Source organism: Paenibacillus sp. FSL L8-0333, from assembly GCF_037965665.1.
In the GTDB taxonomy this organism is placed as follows: domain Bacteria; phylum Bacillota; class Bacilli; order Paenibacillales; family Paenibacillaceae; genus Paenibacillus_AQ; species Paenibacillus_AQ odorifer.
The window spans coordinates 3,080,320-3,097,904 of record NZ_CP150186.1 but is presented as its reverse complement, the minus strand read 5'-3'; the positions used below and the strand labels follow the sequence as shown (position 1 = coordinate 3,097,904).

The 17,585-nt window shown below is 41.8% G+C and carries 19 protein-coding genes; 2 read left to right on the top strand and 17 right to left on the bottom strand.

The features are described from left to right. Nucleotides 1–71 precede the first annotated feature (71 nt). The 11 genes from NYE72_RS13805 to NYE72_RS13755 all read right to left on the bottom strand — a co-directional run bounded on the left by NYE72_RS13805 (nucleotide 72) and on the right by NYE72_RS13755 (nucleotide 10,019). Complete coding sequence (locus NYE72_RS13805) at nucleotides 72–956, bottom strand: ABC transporter permease subunit (protein WP_038570635.1); 885 nt, start codon at nucleotides 954–956, stop codon at nucleotides 72–74. After that, complete coding sequence (locus tag NYE72_RS13800) at nucleotides 953–1,945, bottom strand: ABC transporter ATP-binding protein (protein WP_038570632.1); 993 nt, start codon at nucleotides 1,943–1,945, stop codon at nucleotides 953–955. Before NYE72_RS13800 ends, NYE72_RS13805 begins: the two co-directional genes overlap by 4 nt. Next, complete coding sequence (locus NYE72_RS13795; RefSeq protein WP_038570629.1) at nucleotides 1,945–3,030, bottom strand: hypothetical protein; 1,086 nt, start codon at nucleotides 3,028–3,030, stop codon at nucleotides 1,945–1,947. Before NYE72_RS13795 ends, NYE72_RS13800 begins: the two co-directional genes overlap by 1 nt. Before the next feature lie 46 nt (nucleotides 3,031–3,076). Continuing rightward, entirely contained in the window at nucleotides 3,077–3,595 is a 519-nt protein-coding gene (locus tag NYE72_RS13790; RefSeq protein WP_038570626.1) for a sigma-70 family RNA polymerase sigma factor, read from the bottom strand. Between the two features lie 118 nt (nucleotides 3,596–3,713). Continuing rightward, nucleotides 3,714–4,031 carry a hypothetical protein gene (locus NYE72_RS13785; RefSeq protein ID WP_036686678.1) on the bottom strand — a complete coding sequence of 106 codons (318 nt, stop codon included), beginning with the start codon at nucleotides 4,029–4,031 and terminating at the stop codon, nucleotides 3,714–3,716. A 143-nt stretch (nucleotides 4,032–4,174) separates the two neighbouring features. After that, entirely contained in the window at nucleotides 4,175–5,629 is a 1,455-nt protein-coding gene (nagE, locus tag NYE72_RS13780) for an N-acetylglucosamine-specific PTS transporter subunit IIBC (protein WP_036686675.1), read from the bottom strand. Nucleotides 5,630–5,676: 47 nt separating this feature from the next. After that, on the bottom strand, nucleotides 5,677–6,183 hold the full coding sequence (locus NYE72_RS13775; protein WP_036686673.1) for a PTS glucose transporter subunit IIA: 507 nt from the start codon (nucleotides 6,181–6,183) through the stop codon (nucleotides 5,677–5,679). Between the two features lie 22 nt (nucleotides 6,184–6,205). Next, entirely contained in the window at nucleotides 6,206–7,078 is an 873-nt protein-coding gene (locus NYE72_RS13770; protein ID WP_036686671.1) for a PRD domain-containing protein, read from the bottom strand. 213 nt (nucleotides 7,079–7,291) lie between these two features. Then, a complete protein-coding gene (locus tag NYE72_RS13765) occupies nucleotides 7,292–7,675 on the bottom strand; it encodes a DivIVA domain-containing protein (protein WP_036686669.1) in 384 nt (127 codons plus the stop codon). Between the two features lie 93 nt (nucleotides 7,676–7,768). Beyond that, nucleotides 7,769–8,128, bottom strand: coding sequence for a helix-turn-helix transcriptional regulator (locus NYE72_RS13760; protein WP_036686667.1), 360 nt, complete (start codon nucleotides 8,126–8,128; stop codon nucleotides 7,769–7,771). A gap of 1,321 nt (nucleotides 8,129–9,449) precedes the next feature. Next, nucleotides 9,450–10,019 carry a GNAT family protein gene (locus tag NYE72_RS13755; RefSeq protein WP_076273400.1) on the bottom strand — a complete coding sequence of 190 codons (570 nt, stop codon included), beginning with the start codon at nucleotides 10,017–10,019 and terminating at the stop codon, nucleotides 9,450–9,452. 158 nt (nucleotides 10,020–10,177) lie between these two features. On the opposite strand from NYE72_RS13755, the gene NYE72_RS13750 reads away from it, so the two are divergent. Then, nucleotides 10,178–11,068 carry a GNAT family N-acetyltransferase gene (locus tag NYE72_RS13750; RefSeq protein WP_339211936.1) on the top strand — a complete coding sequence of 297 codons (891 nt, stop codon included), beginning with the start codon at nucleotides 10,178–10,180 and terminating at the stop codon, nucleotides 11,066–11,068. Between the two features lie 36 nt (nucleotides 11,069–11,104). On the opposite strand, the gene NYE72_RS13745 is transcribed toward NYE72_RS13750, so the two are convergent. From NYE72_RS13745 to aroC, 5 genes are all read right to left on the bottom strand, one after another. Beyond that, nucleotides 11,105–12,043, bottom strand: coding sequence for a GNAT family N-acetyltransferase (locus NYE72_RS13745; protein ID WP_076101793.1), 939 nt, complete (start codon nucleotides 12,041–12,043; stop codon nucleotides 11,105–11,107). A gap of 157 nt (nucleotides 12,044–12,200) precedes the next feature. Beyond that, the gene (locus NYE72_RS13740) at nucleotides 12,201–12,530 is read right to left on the bottom strand and encodes a hypothetical protein (protein WP_339211935.1); all 330 of its coding nucleotides are present in this window, start codon (nucleotides 12,528–12,530) and stop codon (nucleotides 12,201–12,203) included. A 119-nt stretch (nucleotides 12,531–12,649) separates the two neighbouring features. After that, entirely contained in the window at nucleotides 12,650–12,844 is a 195-nt protein-coding gene (locus NYE72_RS13735; protein WP_036686658.1) for a hypothetical protein, read from the bottom strand. A gap of 35 nt (nucleotides 12,845–12,879) precedes the next feature. Next, nucleotides 12,880–13,737, bottom strand: a complete 858-nt coding sequence (locus NYE72_RS13730) for an NAD(P)-dependent oxidoreductase (protein WP_339211934.1) — start codon at nucleotides 13,735–13,737, stop codon at nucleotides 12,880–12,882. Nucleotides 13,738–13,897: 160 nt separating this feature from the next. Then, the gene (gene aroC, locus NYE72_RS13725; protein ID WP_036686655.1) at nucleotides 13,898–14,953 is read right to left on the bottom strand and encodes a chorismate synthase; all 1,056 of its coding nucleotides are present in this window, start codon (nucleotides 14,951–14,953) and stop codon (nucleotides 13,898–13,900) included. A 113-nt stretch (nucleotides 14,954–15,066) separates the two neighbouring features. Between aroC and NYE72_RS13720 the strand changes: the two genes are divergently transcribed. Beyond that, on the top strand, nucleotides 15,067–15,957 hold the full coding sequence (locus NYE72_RS13720) for a LysR family transcriptional regulator (RefSeq protein WP_036686733.1): 891 nt from the start codon (nucleotides 15,067–15,069) through the stop codon (nucleotides 15,955–15,957). A 958-nt stretch (nucleotides 15,958–16,915) separates the two neighbouring features. Here NYE72_RS13720 and NYE72_RS13715 read toward each other — a convergent pair. Beyond that, nucleotides 16,916–17,500 (bottom strand): general stress protein, encoded by a 585-nt coding sequence (locus NYE72_RS13715; protein WP_051491471.1) that lies wholly within the window; start codon nucleotides 17,498–17,500, stop codon nucleotides 16,916–16,918. Nucleotides 17,501–17,585: the final 85 nt, after the last annotated feature.

Here is a 17,585-nt window from a genome sequence, read left to right as displayed (position 1 = left end):
CTACACAACACAAAGAGCCCTAATTGTCCCGATCATAAGACAAGAGGGCTCTTTTTGGATTAACATCCCCTTTATAAGTCTTTTCGCTCGAAGCGAAGGAGACCTATAACAAAAGCTAACAGGGTATATCCTAGCGCATAAAAAATAAACATATTTGACGGAACCGTATTAAAATCCAGCAATCCATTCATGCTGCCGAACAATCCCATCATTCCACTCATTTCATTAGCGCTGAACAGGACGGCGGTCATTTTCCGCTGTAAACCATCCACTGGCATAAGCAGTGCCATCATTCCTGACAGATTATTTAATGTGTCAAGAACATCGGGTTCTAATCTAAGCGATCCTCCGATCTTATCAATCATCCCACCTAACCAGCCCGCTCCATATAACATTGTCATAAAGACGCCATTCCCCACTGCTGAGAAGAATCCAGAACCCAGCATAGAAATCGTAATTAGCAAAGGCACTATAGAGGAGAATAACAAAAATGATTTCAATAGGACTACGGCATCTCTAGGAACGGTTGCATGGATCTCAGTAATCCATAAAATAGAAATAAATAAAATCAGGGCATAACCAATCCCAAGCGTCACATATCCAAGCCAGCGACCTATGTACCATTTCCACCGCGGCAGCGGTCTTGGCAGTAAAGCCTGCATAACCCCTTGTTCCGCTTCACCTGCAATAGCTGAGAAGGAACTGAAGATCGCCAAAAAGGCGATTACAAAAGCGCCAAAAAAGAATCCAAGTGATAATATAAAAGCACCATTTGTAAAATTAGCTAAGAGATGCTCGCCACTGCTAATATCTGTTCTATTCGGTATTCCACTTTGTCCAATCGTATTTGCCACAAACCAAAATCCTATAAGAAAGACAATGGTCATAAGCAGTGTTAATATCATCACTCGTTTTCGCAGCAATTCCTTCCAGGTCATTCCCATGATTATTCTCATTCGTGTTCACCTCTGTGACTTAGGCCGGATACAGCACTCATAAACCAGTCTTCCAGACGTTCTTGCTTTCGTGAGACTTCATATAAGGTCATTCCTTGTTCAATAATTAACGTGTTCAGCCAGCCTACTTGCTCCTCATTCTCCAGTTCCGCTTCCAGCCAAACTGTGCTACTTTCCAATGTAGCTGGGATTGAAGCTCCTTTTTCAGATTGAGATCCAATATCCGCTGAAACTTTGATCTTAAGATCAGTACTATCCTGTAGCCAAGACAACAAAATAGGCGTAAAACCGCCCACTTTAAAATGCCAGCTTGTTCGCTTATTTAAGATCTCAGATACTTTCCCATGCCGCAGTATAACTCCGTTATTCAGCAGTGCCATACGGTCGCAGATGAGTTCAACATCCTCCAGTAGATGAGAGTTAAGAAATATCGTAACTCCCTTCTCTTTTAGCCTCTGCAAAATATTCCGAACTTCCTGACGTCCAATCGGGTCTAGCGCCGATGAGGGCTCATCCAGAAAAACGATGGCCGGATTGTTTACAAGAGCACAAGCAAGCCCTAATCTCTGCTGCATCCCTTTGGAATAATGTTTCACACGATCCCGTCCACGGTTTCCAATTCCAACTTCCGCTAGAAGCTCTGGAACTCTTTTATCGGCTACAGATCGCTCTACACGGCACAGCTTGGCATGCAGTCTTACTACTTCTTCCCCGGTAAGCCATTCTTGATAGCGATATAATTCCGGTAAATATCCGATTTGAGACTTGGCTTCAAGTGAACCGATCTTATGGCCTAATAGAGTAGCACTACCACTCGATGGACGAATGAGACCTACCAACATTTTGACAAAGGTACTTTTCCCCGCACCATTAGGGCCGAGGAAGCCAAAGGCTTCCCCTTTCCCAACAGTAATCGTTACATCACGGCAACCACGTCCGTTATCATATTCTTTGGTCAAAGACTTCGCTTCTATTGCAGCAACCGTCATTATTCAATCAACTCCTCTAGCTTCTCTAAGAATACAGCTTTATCTGTATACACGCTTCCCCCGTTGAAATCGAACAATTGCCCGTTCTGTACCCAAATGGCCGAGTATACAATCCCTTGACTATATTCATTCTGATTCAGTAGAACCGTAGTATCTTTAATCTTTATTTGATCGGTATTCAGGCCTTTTACCAGTGGCAGAGGAATTTCACCTGATAAAATGCGGCTCTGCTTTAAGCTGGATTTCAGATAATCTGGCAGCAATGGAAAATCGATTATAGCTTCCAAAGCTTCATCAACCTTTATAGTTGGATCTACAGTAATTAAAGGAGTCTTCGTCTGTGTAAGATTAGCCCATTTATCATTATCCATCGAAAGATCATAATTCACGATCTCCGAAAGATCTAATTTAATTTCTTTCCCATCTATGGCCTCTGGAAGAAGCTGTTTTGCACCCAATCTTTTCATTGCTTTATTAACCGCTTCAATATTAAGCTTCAAGGTTATTTCTTGTGAATTGGTTATATATGCGCTCTTCACATTCTTGAGCAAAGTTCCGCTTGGAAGTGTAAAACCTAGAGTCTCTTCCACCTGATTTAGCGGAATAATCCCTTTATTTGAACCAAAAGTACTTGTAAACACACCAAATTTGTTCATAGCTTCATTCATGGATTGACTTTCATTTACCTGATAAAAAATATCCCGAATATCATTTTCATTCACAACTGTAACTTCTTCCATCCGAAACTGATTCAGCAGCGATGCCATAGCCGTATTTCCTACTGGAGTTCCAAGTATAACCGCAACGATCGCGGCACCTGCCACTGCTACTCCCCACTTACGCCGACGATTCATGCGAGGTCGCTTGGATCGGCGATTAGTTATCGGATTGTCATCTGTAGATTGAGGCTGGCCCATTTCTGGGTGTGGTATATCATCATCTTTCATAACATCCACTGCCAACTGCTGACTCCACACAGCCCATTTAGGACTTGCAGGCTCAGACGCTAACTTGTTTTGCAATTTGGCCCAGGCTTCATCTGTATATTGCTTATTATGATCTTGATTTAGCGGTTGTTTAGTCATTAGTAAACCCTCCTAAATAATTTGGAGCTTCGTTTATCTCGGTTTGTTAATCTGACTGAGATAGTGATTTTGCTGCATTTTGTCTTAACCTCTGGGTCGCACGGTGCAGTAATGTCCCTACTACGGGAGGTCTTAGACCAAGCTCGCCTGCTATTTCCGCATAACTATAACCAGAGTATCTAAGCAGAAGCGCTTGTCTATCCCTGTCAGGCAGCTCGTTCAACCATTCATGAACATCCTCCTGATCCAGCTTACTGATTAAGACTTCCTCTCCTGAAGGAGGTGATTCCCCAACTTCGTATAACTGTTCTTGTTTATTTTGCAGCCGCCGTTCCCTTGCTTTTTTGTCCAGATAATCATATCCAATACGAGTAAGGACTCTATGAAGCCAGGCACCCAGCGCTGCTGGATCATCTGGGGGGTTACGATACAATCTCAGAAAAACTTCTTGTGCCAAATCATCTGCTGCCGACTCATCACGAACCAAAGCGGTCAGCTTACGTCTGACAATAGGATAATGTTCATAGAATATTGCTTTAAAAATTTCAGATTCCGGAATTTCCATCTTGTAAATCCTCCTTATCAGCTGCAGCTATAAGTAAGACGACTATCAATGCTTTTTTGTATCAAGATTACGTAAAAAAGACAGCCCCTAAATTAATAAGGAAACTGTCTTTTAGTGTTTACCTAATTCGAATGTAACGATTAAGAATCTTTTTTGATAAAATACTTCGTTCCAGCCTAAGCTCCCAGAGCTGCTCTTTCCACTGAAACTGTTGCTCTGAATGTTCATTCTCACGTAGCTTCTCAAACAGCTTCATGATCATTATGTTAATGGCATCAAATCTTGACCATAATTCTATTACACTTTCTTCTTGAATCTGAGGACTTTCCGCTGCTGCACTAAGATTCTTTAAGCGCTCAATGATGTCAGCCTGCCACTGTCCATCTTTAATCGCCTTGGCGTAATTTAAAAGATCCAAATAATCATCGACTGACATGTGTACCGACTCCTTTGCCTACTTATACCAAGTATTATACTAGGCATTATCTATAAAGCAACCCTTTATCTCTGGACACAGCAAAAAAACAGGACTGGTATAAGAACCAGCCCTGTTTAATGAATTTAACATGATCAATTTAGTTATAACAGCTTTTGAATATCATCTTTAATTTGCTCTGATTTTGGACCAAATACGATCTGCACAGCCCCTTGACCCAGTCTCATAACACCGGAAGCTCCGAGCTGTTTCAATGCGGAATCTTTAACGGCTTTTTCGTCATTAACAATCAGACGAAGGCGTGTGATACATGCATCGATATTGCGGATGTTCGATGGACCGCCGATGTTCTCAAGAATTTGAGCAGCTTTAGAAGACGATGAAGGCGTTCCATTACCTCCAGGTGGTGCTAACAGACTTTCTTCATCATCATCTTCACGTCCAGGTGTTTTTAGCTTGAACAATGAGATAATAAAGCGGAATAGTACATAATACAAGACGAAGAATCCAAGACCCACAGGAATAAGTATCCATGCATTAGTGGACAGTTTCAGGTTTACAAGATAATCGATCAAACCTGCAGAGAAACCAAAACCAAGCTTAACATCTAAAATGTACATCAAGGCCATGGAGAATCCTGTTAATAAAGCATGAACTCCGTACAAGAGTGGTGCTACGAACATAAAGGAGAACTCAAGTGGTTCAGTGATCCCTGTTAAGAAAGAAGCAATGGCAGAACCGATGAAGATGGAAGCAACCATTTTACGTTTTTCCGGTTTAGCTGTATGAATAAATGCAAGTGCTGCCCCTGGAAGCGCAAACATCATAATTGGGAAGAATCCAGTCATAAACATCCCAGCAGTTTTATCTCCAGCGAAGAAGCGGTACAAGTCACCATGCACCAGTTCACCAGCTGCATTCGTAAAATCACCAATTTGGAACCAAGCAATCGTATTAAGCACGTGGTGAAGACCGAACGGAATCAGCAAGCGGTTAGCTGTACCGAAGATGAATGCTCCAACAGCCCCCAGTGACACAACCCAGTTCCCGAAGTCACTAATAACATCTTGTATCGGACTCCAGATCATACCTACAAATACAGCAAGAACCATCATAGAAGCTGCCGTAATGATTGGGACAAAACGTTTACCTGCAAAAAATCCGAGCCAATCAGGCATTTTTATATTGTGATATCTCTTGTATAAGAATGCTGCCCAAGCACCGGCAAAAATACCACCAAGCACACCCATGTTCAATACAACATCATCATTGATGAAAGAGAACTGAAGCGGTACGATAAGCAGAATCTTAGTCAGTACCATGTAAGAAATTACTGCTGACAAAGCTGCTACGGCGTCACCGGCAAATCCAATGGCAACCCCTACCGCGAAGATTAAGGCAAGGTTACCGAAGATCGCATTCGCTCCGGCGTTTAGAAATGGCGCAAAGTATTGATTCAAGAATCCACCAATGGTCGCTCCTAGCGGAATATCTTTTTCGTAGTTAAGCAAACCAAACCCTTGAAGAATAGCTGCCGCCGGCATGGTTGCAACAGGAAGCATTAACGACTTACCTAGTTTTTGTAGAAAAGCCAACATTTAAAATCATCCTTTCGGTTCAATAGTAGTAGTGCTCTATAAACCAATTACTTTGAAGCCACGGTAAGAATCAGATCCTGTCCTGCTGTAACCTGACCATAATGTCCGCTTACTTGAGGTGGATTCTCCTCTGTACTGGTCACGATTACAGGCGAAATTGTGTCACAACCTGCCGCGCGAATTACGTCCAGATCAAATTCGATTAGGGTTTGACCTGCTTTTACTTGATCTCCAGAGGTTATATGACTGACAAAACCGTTGCCCTTGAGGCTGACAGTATCGATTCCGATATGTAATAGCAATTGCATACCGGAGGAATGTTCCAGAATGACTGCATGACTCGATTTCACGATATGAGCAACCTTACCGTCAAAAGGCGCTTTCAAAATTCCCTCAGATGGTTTTATTGCAATTCCGTTACCCATATGACCGCCAGCAAAGGTTTCATCCGGAACCTGTGCTAGTGGAACTGACTCCCCGCTGATTGGTGCCATGATTTCGATGGTATGTTCAGTATGTTTCTCTTCTTTTTTTGATTTCCATTTGGAAAACATATGCTCCACTCCTCTTAAGATGTTAATTTGATTTCACTAAGGTCTGAAATAACCGGTGCAAATGCATGGCTAGAAAACATAGTTCTTCTTCCGGGATTTCGACTTCAAGCGACCTTTGCATTACTTTACCGAGTTTTTGAGCCAGCTTGTATTCCTCTTTGTATTCTTTCTTAATATGTTTCACAAAGGGATTATCTATTAGTGATCCTTTTAAAATACGTTCCAGCGAAAAACGCAAGTGGATCATTAATCGGATATGATTCATACTGCCATGCTCAAAAGTTATCTTTCGTTCTTGCTGAATCATGTCTAGAAGCTCATTGACAATATTAGAGGCCTTGACTAACTGACCAACCGATACATTATTAACTGCCGAATACACATGATAAGTAAGAAATCCAATCTCATCTTCGGGGATTTGTACTTGAAATTCAGCATTGATTTTCTCCGATGCCTTGTAAGCGATCTCAAATTCCTTCGGAAATGACATTTTGGTTTCTTGCAAAAACGGATTAATAATATCCATCCCGTTGCGCAGACGGTAGATGGTGAACTGTATGTGGCTCGGGAGTGCCAGATAAATCTTGTCGTTTAACTTGTCAGGAAATTGACTTTGGATATCTGCAATTATCTCATCAGTTATTTTCATAACCTTGGGATCTATGTCTTCCAGCAAAACTTGATATTGGCTCCAGGCTTCGCGATCTTCTAGACGAAACAATTTCTCAATCCGAGCATCATTTCCTTCGATCACACCAGAACCCTTCACTGCAAATCCAATACCTTTGCCAATGATGACATATTCCTTCCCGTTTTTGCTTCCCTGAACCATTACAACGTTATTCCCTATTACACGCTGTACTTGAAATTGCTCGATCTCTCGCGACAAGCTCATCACTCCTCTCCCTAATTATCGTCAAATTGGAACAAAAAAAGCCAAGAATTGTCTAATGGAAATAAAGACAATTCTTGGCTCATGCCCTTAACGGTAACACGCCACTAAAATATAAATGATCATTTATGAACATATCATAATTCATGAACTGCTAACTCGTCAATGGTAAATTTAGAAATGTCAAGCGGAGCTCCCTTTACACCAAACAACTCCTTATAAAAACTCTTCCACGCGAGGAAGCTTATCTTTAAGCTGGCGGACGTTAGTCTCAAGCCTCAGAATAACCTCTTCCAATTCTTTTGGATCAATGCCTCGGGAAACAGGTACCTGGATTACCTCTGTTTTGGTTTCTGCCTTTAATTCCCGCATTTCCAGCTGCTGCTCTTGCCATTTATCCATCAGATCAGCGATCGTCGCATAGAAACGTTCGTAATCCTTGATTACGCTGTCCAGAAATGTATCTACTTCCTCCGCATCGTAGCCACGCAGCTTCATGCTGAATTCTTTTTCATGTATGGTTAGAGCGTCTAATGTGATGCCGAGTTGACTGAACAGCTTCCGCTGTTTGTCTAACCGACGTTTCATATGTTCATCCATCTTTTGCTACCTCCAAGTATATACTGCAATCATCCGGCAGTAACCATTATAACAGGGTGAGAGCATCCTGAAAATATTACTATAGTTGCAGTTCTAATAGTTGTCCACAACAGCTTTATTCAAAATGCCTAAGCAGCGGTCAAGATCTGTCTTTACCTGCTTTTTATATAACTTTGCTTTCTCTTCTCCATCTGAAGTGAAATGGTAAAGTACGATTTCTTGAAAATCCACTTTAGGGTCATTGCCTTTCAGCTGCTTGGTACGATATAAAATCCCTTGCTGCACCAGCTCATGCAGGGCGCGATAGATTTCACTCTGTGGAGGGGAATAACCATGGGCTTTGAAATCCCGACGTAAATCCTCCAGCATTTGATATCCGTAACCGCGGTGTTGTTCTACCATTGTTATAAGATACACCTTGATAAACGCTCGTTGAGCAATCATAAACGCCATATAAACCCTCCTCATGTTGTAAATGTTGTTGGCTAATCTTTCCTTCTATTACTCTAGTATAAGCACTATTTTCCAACTTTCACAACCTGAAATTTAATAGAGGGTTCACTTATTCCGTTGTTTATAGAGATTTGGTGGTATGTAGAATGATTTATGTGGATGTGAGCAGGGAGAGTGTAGTTTTTTCTGGTCTTCTATTGTGCATTTTTCATATGATGAAAGTACGGAATAAATGGCTGTACATCGTTGATTGCGTTGAATGATTCCTCGAAGAAGTAGGTCCGCATACTTCAGCACGCCCCCCCTCCCATTCTTTGTTTGGTTTGATCAGTTTAGTTTGTTCAAGTTTGCTCGTTCGAGCCACTATCGGACCCAGTTGACTCTATTCGCCGCTTTTCCCCACTTTTGGTGTGCTATCGGACCCCATGGGCTCTATTGGCATAAAAAGTAACATTTATACAGCTATTCTTGGGGAATAGCTGCACTGGAGTCCGAAACTACTCTGAAAAAGCTTAATATTTGCAAATAGCGTCTTCTGAGTCCGAATGTTTCTGCGCAAACCAAACTCTATCTGGAACCACAAACTTCAGCACAAAATAAACTCCATCTGAGCCCACATACTTCTGCACGAAACAAACTCCATCTGAATCCACATGCTTCTGCACTCTCCCCTCCCATTCTTTGTTTAGTTTGATCCGTTTGGTTTGATCAGTTGCTCGTTCGAGCTACTATCGGACCCCATTGACTCTATTTGCTGCTTTTCCCCACTTTTGGTGTGCTATCGGACCCCATGGACGCTATTGGCATAAAAAGTAACATATATACAGCTATTCTTGGGGAATAGCTGCACTGGTGTCCGATACTACTCTGAAAAAGCTTAATATTTGCAAATAGCGTCTTCTGGGTCCGAAAGCTTCAGCGAGAACCAAACTCTATTTAGTTCGGCAAGCTTCTCCGCGAACCAAACTCTATCTGAATCCACATGCTTCAGCACGCTCCCCTCCCATTTAATGTTTGATTTGGTCAGTTTTGCTCGTTCGAGCTACTATCGGACTCCATTGACTCTATTTGCTACTTTTACCCACTTTTGCTGTCCTATCGGACCCCATGGGCACTATTGGCATAAAAAGTAACATATATACAGCTAAACTAGAGGAATAGCTGCACTGGAGTCCGATACTACTCTCAAATAGCTAAATATTTGCAAATAACGTCTTCTGAGTCCGCAAGCTTCAATAGAACATCGATCCACAAAACGAAACGCAAAAAAGCGATCCTCCAGTTATTGAAGAATCGCATTCCAAGTAGCCTCTCCTAATCACTATTTCATAGCGTTTTTCTCCATAAATTCATCCTTCGTCAATCCAAACAACAGTAAGTCTAAATACTGTCCATTTGTATAAATTACTTTCCGGCGCACGCCTTCTTGGACACAGCCCACTTTTCTGAGCATAGCTGCTGAGGGTTCGTTACCTTCGAGCGCACATTCGTTAAACTTGTTGAGTCTTAGCTCCAAAAAAGCATACTTCAACAGGATGTTGATAGCTCTTGTCCCATACCCCTTACCTCGATGATCTCTATCCACTTGCACGCCTATACTGAACGTACCATTTTTCTCGTCTATGCTATTAAGATTTACTCCACCCACATATTCGCCATTTAGATTCTCGATCGTAAACATCAGCCTCTGTGATGAGAATTCTGCAAATGTATCTACAAATTTTCGGGATTCAGCTATGGTAGGTGGTAGTTCAACAGTACACTCTAAAAGTCGCCGCGCAGGGGTATCGAAACGATTGATGTAATGACCTTCCCAATCCTCTTCCTGAACGGATCTTAGTCTTATTTTCTCATCCTGCCAAAAATAATGAGTGTAATCTACCTCTCTCATCTTGTACCTCCGAGTTTAATAATTTAGAGATTATGATAACACATCTACAGGATTATATTGGTATAGTATTTTTAAAATCAACTTTACGGTTAAAAAGCATAGTATTATATATTCATAAAATGCGATTCCCGAAATCATCTGAAATAGAGGTATATACTATGAATGAATATCAATTGATTAGCGATTATAAACACATCCATAAATATAAGCTTAGCTTCAATTCTTTAGCCCAATCAATCTTTGGTATTGATTTTAAACCTTGGTATGAACAAGGGGGCTGGAATGACAAATATATTTGTTATTCCTTTATCGATGAAGATCACGTCATTGCGAATGCATCTATTAATAAAATGACTATTCTCATCAACAAAAAAGAATACAACGCCATCCAAATTGGGACGGTGATGACGCATCCTGATTATCGTATGCAAGGTTTATCCAGAAAATTAATAGACCACATTATCGCTAAGTACGAACATGAATACGACTTCCTCTACTTATTTGCTAATGAGCGCGCTTTGGATTTTTATCCTAAATTCGGGTTTGAACGCATGCAAGAAAGCAGCTTTTCACTTAACGTTGCTCATCTTAGCAATCAGCCAACTACAACCTACTCTGTGCGGCCTTTATCTATAGGTAACCCCGTTGATTTTAGCATGATCAAAAATTTTGCAGTCAAAAGAACACCGGTATCCTCCGCGCTAAGTGTGATAAATAATGAACATCAGCTGCTGTTTTATTTTATTCTTCCTTTTCATGATTCCTTTTATTATATTGTAGAGGCTGACGTTATTGTGATCTTTAAACATGAGGATCATCAGCTTCATATTTTTGATATTATCAGTACAACAAGTTTTGATATCAACACAGTATTGAAAAGCATTATTTCTCCAGAAACTGAGGTTATACATTTTTATTTCACACCAGATTATCCAATCGATCAAGTTAAGGCAGAATTAATTTTCCAAAGTGAAGATACCTTATTTATACGTCCGCTATTAAAAGAACTCCCTCAACATTTCATGTTTCCTATTACCTCTCATGCCTAGTTAACGAAAAGAAAGGCTGCCACATGGCAGCCTTTCTTAATCGTGCATAGGAATATACATACTCTGTATCTCTTGTACTCCAGGGACAAATCCTAGATTTAAATAAACAGACTCCGCGTCATTACCTTCCATGACATATAACCTTAGGATCGGATACTTATCTTTCAGGAGATTAAGTCCTCTTTTCAACATCCGTGTAGCAATCCCTTTTCCTCTGTAAGCAGGTATTACACCAATACTGTAAACTGCTGCGTAATCATCTTGTAAACCCAAGAGACAATTCGCAATTAGCTGTCCCGATTTCTTATCATACACAAGCGTGGACGCTGTAAGTAATACTTCATTTGTATAATTAGGTTCTTCACTTGGGATAAAATCTTCATAAGAGAATTTCTTTCTTCTTGTTGCCTCAAGACTTCCATCAAAGCTCGCATAGTTACATTCGGCGATCTGCTCTTCAAGAATAAATCGTTTAGCGCCCATACCATTATCTTCGATCTGAGGACTTTCAATCCTTAACTCTTCGTTCCATTCGACCTCAAAATGATCTGTAGGACGGTGCATCCAACGGCATCTGAACTCATCAGGCCAAAACCCTGCCCGCGCATATAATTGAACCTGGTCTGGCAGAACCTCGAAGGTTTTTATAGGTTTTGTGCTATCTGACCAATAAATCAAAAGCTCTTTTAATAGCTTCAGCACCACAAATGTATCGTTAAAAGGTGGAATAACAAATAAATGATATATCCGATTAGGCGACATCCTTACTCCACCTATTTTTGACTCCCCTCTATAGATCCAAAAAGCGTTTCTTTGGGCAGAATTGAACCCTTCTTCTTTAAAAAAACCATTATATTGCATATTATAATAAATGGAACAGTACAGTCCCCATTCTTCCGAGTCTGCCATACGAATAGAATAATCATTATTTAAGTCATATGAAATCTCGTATTCAGACCATGCCATTAATTGCATTTACATTTCCTCCTCGCTAGTCCTATCACCTTCTGTATTCCATAGTATCACTTCTTAAAGTAAATGTTTGGTAATAAACTGTTATATTAATCTTTTGCCGATTTAAAGCAAATGCTTTTCTTTTATTTTAGAAACGGCTTGTACCCGGTTTTTAACCTCAACGATTAGCATAGGGCTGAAAGATTCTCTCAATTGCGGTATGCAAACTTAACCAGAACCGTACAAGATGGTTATCTGCAAGTTCCAGTGACAACCATGCAACCTCATCGGAATGAGTGCGAGCCCATTCAGCCGCAAGTGTCGTTTTTCCAAATCCAGCTGAGGCGGCAATAAGCGTTACTTTAGCACGGTTTTCATCCATGAGTTTGGACATTAATCTTATGCGCTGAACATAATAAGGAGCCTGCTTTGGAATGGTGACTCGTGAGGCAATTATAGATTGTTGAGAATAAGTGAGCCCACGTTGGTTCGGTGTAGGAGAATTCATTGGAACCTTCCTGTTTTTAAAAAATTCAATTTTTAACCATCTATTAAATACTAACATAACATTGTAGCTTTCTGACGTCCAATATCTAAAAAAAAGACCGCCAATTGGCAGTCTTTTTTCTAATATATTCTCGAGCATAACCAAAAAGCAGAACCCACTGCGAGAATGCCTGCCATAGTTACAAACAGGACATACCCTTTCTTTGTTCTAGTAACGGCGTGCTTATCATAAAACTCTGGTTTTCGAACAATTCCAAACCATAGATCAGCAATTAAATTCACGACTACTAAAGAAAAATTCTTTAATTTACTCATGTCATCTCTCCTTCTACATGTAAGGATTCATCTCTCTAACCCTTCAAGCTCTGAGCAAAACCTGACCTCCATGACGGGTAAGATGGGCTCCATCCGTAATCCATTCGAGCTTTTGTATTGGACGCCCCCCGTTCCCAGCCTTCTCTGCCCATTTGCGAAGCAGGTCCAGGAGCTCCCAAGAGTTCTGAAAAAACAAGCATCCAATCTATTCCTCGCGCAGGTTCATTGTCCACAATATTGACTGGACCAGAAGGCCAGTTCAGAGCAAGCGCCGCCGCGTTAGCTGCATCCTCCACATGAAGGAATGACGTAACTGCTTCTGTTGCTGTCAGTCTTCCATGCCGAATTTCTTCTGTCATTAATCCTGCAGAATCATACCAAGTCCCTTGGCCGTACAACATTCCGTACCGCAAAATCACATGATTAGGAATCTCAGCGACTGCTTTTTCAAGGGAGCGGATACCCTCAATGGTTCTCATCCGTGATTCAGAAGCATTAGTATCTAATGGAGTATTCTCCGTGGCAGGTCCCTCACCAGCTTCATATGCCCAAGAGATACTTTGGGCAATGATCTGTTCAACCCCGGATGCCAATGAAGCATCGACAATATTTCGTGTTCCTTCTATTCTTATCCTTGAATTATCTGCAAAATTCCGCTGACTTAGTGAAGTCAGCTGATGAATCACCACTTCAGGTTGAGCTGCGCGAATAGCCGCAAATATAGACTCACGCTCATACACATCCGCGATTACCGCTTGTGCCCCAATGCTCTCAAGGATTGTTTTGTTTTCTTCTTTATGGGTCAGACCGATAACCTCATGCCCCGCTTGAAGTAACTTAGGAAGCAATAACCGTCCAATCACACCTGCAGCACCTGCAACAAAGATTTTCATCTATTCCCTCCTTTTTGCTGTACCGTATCTTATGGCATATTTAGAGTTAAAGCATAATTTGAATGATTATCCATATGATACCACATATGCAAAAAAGACTGCACCTCACAGCATGCTAAGAGGTGCAATCTTTGAGTTGAATCATTATCATAAAGTGTTTTTATCCAAAAATAGCAGCTTGTCTTTTATAAAGATCTTCCAATACCAAGCAAGCCATTGCTTCAACAACCGGCACGATTCTCGGACAGATACATGGATCATGTCTGCCCTCCGTTTTAATCTCTACTTCTTCACCATTCGTGTTTATGGTCTGTTGAGTAACAGAAATCGATGATGTAGGTTTTACACTTATTCGAAAAATAATTTCTTCTCCTGTGCTAATTCCGCCTATAATCCCACCGGAATGGTTACTAAGAAATCCATCCTTATTCATCGCGTCATTATGTTCACTTCCAAGCATAGAGGCCGCTTCGAATCCAGCTCCAAACTCTATTCCCTTTACAGCACCGATAGATAACATCGCTTTAGCTAACTCTGCATCCAATTTATCAAATACGGGTTCTCCAAGACCCGGAATAACCCCTCTAATCCGACACTCCACAATACCTCCACAGCTGTCTCCAATCGAAGCTAAGTGTTCAATTTTTTTAATCATTTCAGCTCCTGCCTTAGCATCACAGGCGCGGACTGCATTTTGTTCAATGACATCTTCATCAAAGGTTTGGCACTTAATCCCTCCGACCTCTTGCGTGTAGGCCAGTACCTCAACTCCTCTTCTTTCAAGCAGTTTCCGAGCGATCGCTCCGCCAGCTACTCTTGCCGCTGTTTCCCTACCTGATGCCCGCCCACTGCCTCTATGATCGCGAATTCCGTATTTCTGCAAAAAAGTATAATCCGCATGGCCGGGTCTAAATGAATGCTGAATATCGTTATAGGCCTCCGGTTTCATATCTTTGTTGTACAGGACCACAAAGAGTGGAGTTCCGGTTGTTTTCCCTTCGAATACTCCTGATTGTATTTGCACAACATCATATTCCTTACGCGGTGAAGTTACTGAGGACTGGCCTGGTTTCCTTCTATCCATCTGTTTCTGGATATATGCTTCATCAATTTCAACATTAGGTGTAACTCCATCCACTATGACCCCAACCGCTGCACCATGTGACTCTCCAAAGGTAGTAATCTTAAATACTTCCCCAAATGTGTTACCTGCCATAATATTCAAACCTCCATTGCCGACTCTTTTATTATTTATCTATCCAAATTATAATAAGATTGTTGCAATTAATGAAATCACATTTTCAATAGACTGTCATAGAGGTGATCTATATCAAATTCTTTAATCTTGAATGGTATCGCATTTTTTTATATACGGCTCGTTACAAAAATCTAACAAAGGCTGCAAATGAATTGCATATTACACAGCCATCCGTAAGTTATGCCATTAAACAAATGGAGGATTCTTTAGGACTCAAATTATTTCATCGTTTATCTAAAGGTGTAGAGCTAACTGAGGAAGGACTGGCGTTATTGGAATATGTTGAGCCCTCTTTAGTCATGCTGGATTCTGCACAAAAGCATCTTCACAATCTAAAGCAGTTAAACGAAGGAGAAGTTCGGATTGGAGCGAGTGATTCCCTTATTAAAAATCTATTGCTTCCACAATTGAACGCATTCCACAAACAATATCCCGGTATACGAATTCGGCTATCACACGGAAAAACGCATGAGATCACCAAACGTTTGAAAGAAGGCGAAATAGACTGTGCGCTCGTCCATATGCCTATTGACGATCCACAATTAAATATTCAGACGCTTGCCACCCTTGAAGATTGTTTTGTAGTGGGACGAGCCTTTCAGCAACTGGCAAACCGTTCGCTTACGGCGAAAGAACTTGCAGAGTTACCTTTTATTTTATTATCCCCAGAAAGCAGTACCAGACTGTTTGTTGATTATTGGTTTGCTGGTAAGGGTTTGTCCGTTAAACCAGATATAGAGCTGGGCAGCATCGATTTACTCTCTGAATTCGCAAGACTTGGTTACGGGGTAGCGTTTATTAGCCGTTCTTTTGTAATTGAGGAGATTCAAAAAGGAGAACTTTTCGAGCTGCAATTAGATGATCCGCCTCCACCCCGGAATATAGGATTCGCAATCCATCGCGATATGAGGTTATCCGTAGCAGCTGATTCTTTCGTCCGCATGCTTCGTATCCTTGATTAAGATCGTGCACGTAGCAGCACATATGGACACTGCGGAACGGGGCATATGCTTAGCAACCATAAGGACGCTGCGGAACGGGGCGATTTCGTAGCTGCAAACCGGGGGCGTATGCTCAGTAGGATAAGGACACAGAGTCCGGGTGCGCTTACGTAGCAATATAAGGACACAGTGGAACGATGCACGTATGTATAGCAAAAGGACACAGTGATCGGGTGCGCATACATAGCAGTACAAAGACAACACGTGCGTAGCAGCATAAGGACTCTAGGGAACCCTGCATGTACGTAACAGCATTAGGACACAGCGGAACGATGCACCTCCAGCATAAGGACACAGTGATCGGGTACGCATACATAGCAGTACAATGACAGCACGTGCGTAGCAGTATAGGGACACTGCGAAATGGGGCACGTTCGGAGTTGCAATCCGATGCGAATACTCTGTAGCATAAGGACACGTGACCGGGTGCGCTTACGTAGCAATACAAGGACAGCACGTGCGTAGCAGCATAAGGACACTCCGAAACGATGCAGGTACGTAGTGGGAAAGGACACAGTGATCGGGCGTGTACGTAGCAGTACAAAGACAGCACGTGGCGTAGCAGCATAGGGACACTCCGAAACGATGCAGGTACGTATTAGCAAAGGACACAGGGGACCTTAAACGCAATATTATTCAATATTTGGAGCCCTATCGGACCCCATTGCAGCTATTGGCAAAAAAAACAGCAAATAAGAGCCTCATTCTATAGAATAGCGTCCATGGAGTCCGAAATCCTGCTGCAAAGGCTAAAAATTAGCCAATAGCGTCCTCTGGGTCCCTATGCCTCAAAAGTGGATGAGTTATGGGTGATTCCATGAGACGCGATGGACTAAAAACGCAAAGGAGCGATTCTCCATTAATCGGAGAATCGCTCCTTGTAACCTTTTACCGCTTTTAAAGCAGGTTATTATAATGATTATATTTTATCGCGGTTGTAGACTTCAGCCGTCCGATCCGCTCTGTTAGCCATCGAATTTCCTAATCTAGTGTCTTCGTTATAGACGCCTTCGTAACGCTGAGTATTCAGCGAACGGTTGCCGCGGAACACATCATGCGCTTGATAGCCGCGTCCATTATCATCGACTAGTACAAGGATTTTGCCGCTTTCCACATACCCTTCGTACTCTTTAGCCTCATCCTCAGGAATACCGAGTCCGATCAAGCCACCTACTAATCCACCTGCGCCTGCACCAACTGCTGCACCTGTAAGGGTAGCAACTATAGGCCCTGCCGCCAGGATCGGTCCAATCCCCGGAATCGCCAATGCTCCGATCCCTGCTAATAGTCCGGCAACGCCGCCAACTACACCACCTGTAGCAGCGCCTGTTGCTACTCCTTCTGGAGCTTTTGTGCCTGTATCCTCTGAGATGTTTCTAAGCTCATCACGATCACGTGTGATTACTGATATTTCATCATTACTAAATCCTTGATTGTGAAGTCCTTCAATTGCTCTGGTTGCTTCTTGTTCTGTGTCGAAAATACCTACGATTTTTTTAGTCACTTGAAGCCCTCCTTAGTAATTGTCTTCGCTAGTAATTACCCTTTAAACGGGAGACCAAACATCTAAGGAAAAATTTCAAGAGCAT

Excerpts from the sequence above, each read along its gene's own strand:
- NYE72_RS13805 (WP_038570635.1), bottom strand. The coding sequence starts at position 956 with ATGAGAATAATCATGGGAATGACCTGGAAGGAATTGCTGCGAAAACGA.
- NYE72_RS13800 (WP_038570632.1), bottom strand. The coding sequence starts at position 1,945 with ATGACGGTTGCTGCAATAGAAGCGAAGTCTTTGACCAAAGAATATGAT.
- NYE72_RS13795 (WP_038570629.1), bottom strand. The coding sequence starts at position 3,030 with ATGACTAAACAACCGCTAAATCAAGATCATAATAAGCAATATACAGAT.
- NYE72_RS13790 (WP_038570626.1), bottom strand. The coding sequence starts at position 3,595 with ATGGAAATTCCGGAATCTGAAATTTTTAAAGCAATATTCTATGAACAT.
- NYE72_RS13785 (WP_036686678.1), bottom strand. The coding sequence starts at position 4,031 with ATGTCAGTCGATGATTATTTGGATCTTTTAAATTACGCCAAGGCGATT.
- nagE (WP_036686675.1), bottom strand. The coding sequence starts at position 5,629 with ATGTTGGCTTTTCTACAAAAACTAGGTAAGTCGTTAATGCTTCCTGTT.
- NYE72_RS13775 (WP_036686673.1), bottom strand. The coding sequence starts at position 6,183 with ATGTTTTCCAAATGGAAATCAAAAAAAGAAGAGAAACATACTGAACAT.
- NYE72_RS13770 (WP_036686671.1), bottom strand. The coding sequence starts at position 7,078 with ATGAGCTTGTCGCGAGAGATCGAGCAATTTCAAGTACAGCGTGTAATA.
- NYE72_RS13765 (WP_036686669.1), bottom strand. The coding sequence starts at position 7,675 with ATGGATGAACATATGAAACGTCGGTTAGACAAACAGCGGAAGCTGTTC.
- NYE72_RS13760 (WP_036686667.1), bottom strand. The coding sequence starts at position 8,128 with ATGGCGTTTATGATTGCTCAACGAGCGTTTATCAAGGTGTATCTTATA.
- NYE72_RS13755 (WP_076273400.1), bottom strand. The coding sequence starts at position 10,019 with ATGAGAGAGGTAGATTACACTCATTATTTTTGGCAGGATGAGAAAATA.
- NYE72_RS13750 (WP_339211936.1), top strand. The coding sequence starts at position 10,178 with ATGAATGAATATCAATTGATTAGCGATTATAAACACATCCATAAATAT.
- NYE72_RS13745 (WP_076101793.1), bottom strand. The coding sequence starts at position 12,043 with ATGCAATTAATGGCATGGTCTGAATACGAGATTTCATATGACTTAAAT.
- NYE72_RS13740 (WP_339211935.1), bottom strand. The coding sequence starts at position 12,530 with ATGAATTCTCCTACACCGAACCAACGTGGGCTCACTTATTCTCAACAA.
- NYE72_RS13735 (WP_036686658.1), bottom strand. The coding sequence starts at position 12,844 with ATGAGTAAATTAAAGAATTTTTCTTTAGTAGTCGTGAATTTAATTGCT.
- NYE72_RS13730 (WP_339211934.1), bottom strand. The coding sequence starts at position 13,737 with ATGAAAATCTTTGTTGCAGGTGCTGCAGGTGTGATTGGACGGTTATTG.
- aroC (WP_036686655.1), bottom strand. The coding sequence starts at position 14,953 with ATGGCAGGTAACACATTTGGGGAAGTATTTAAGATTACTACCTTTGGA.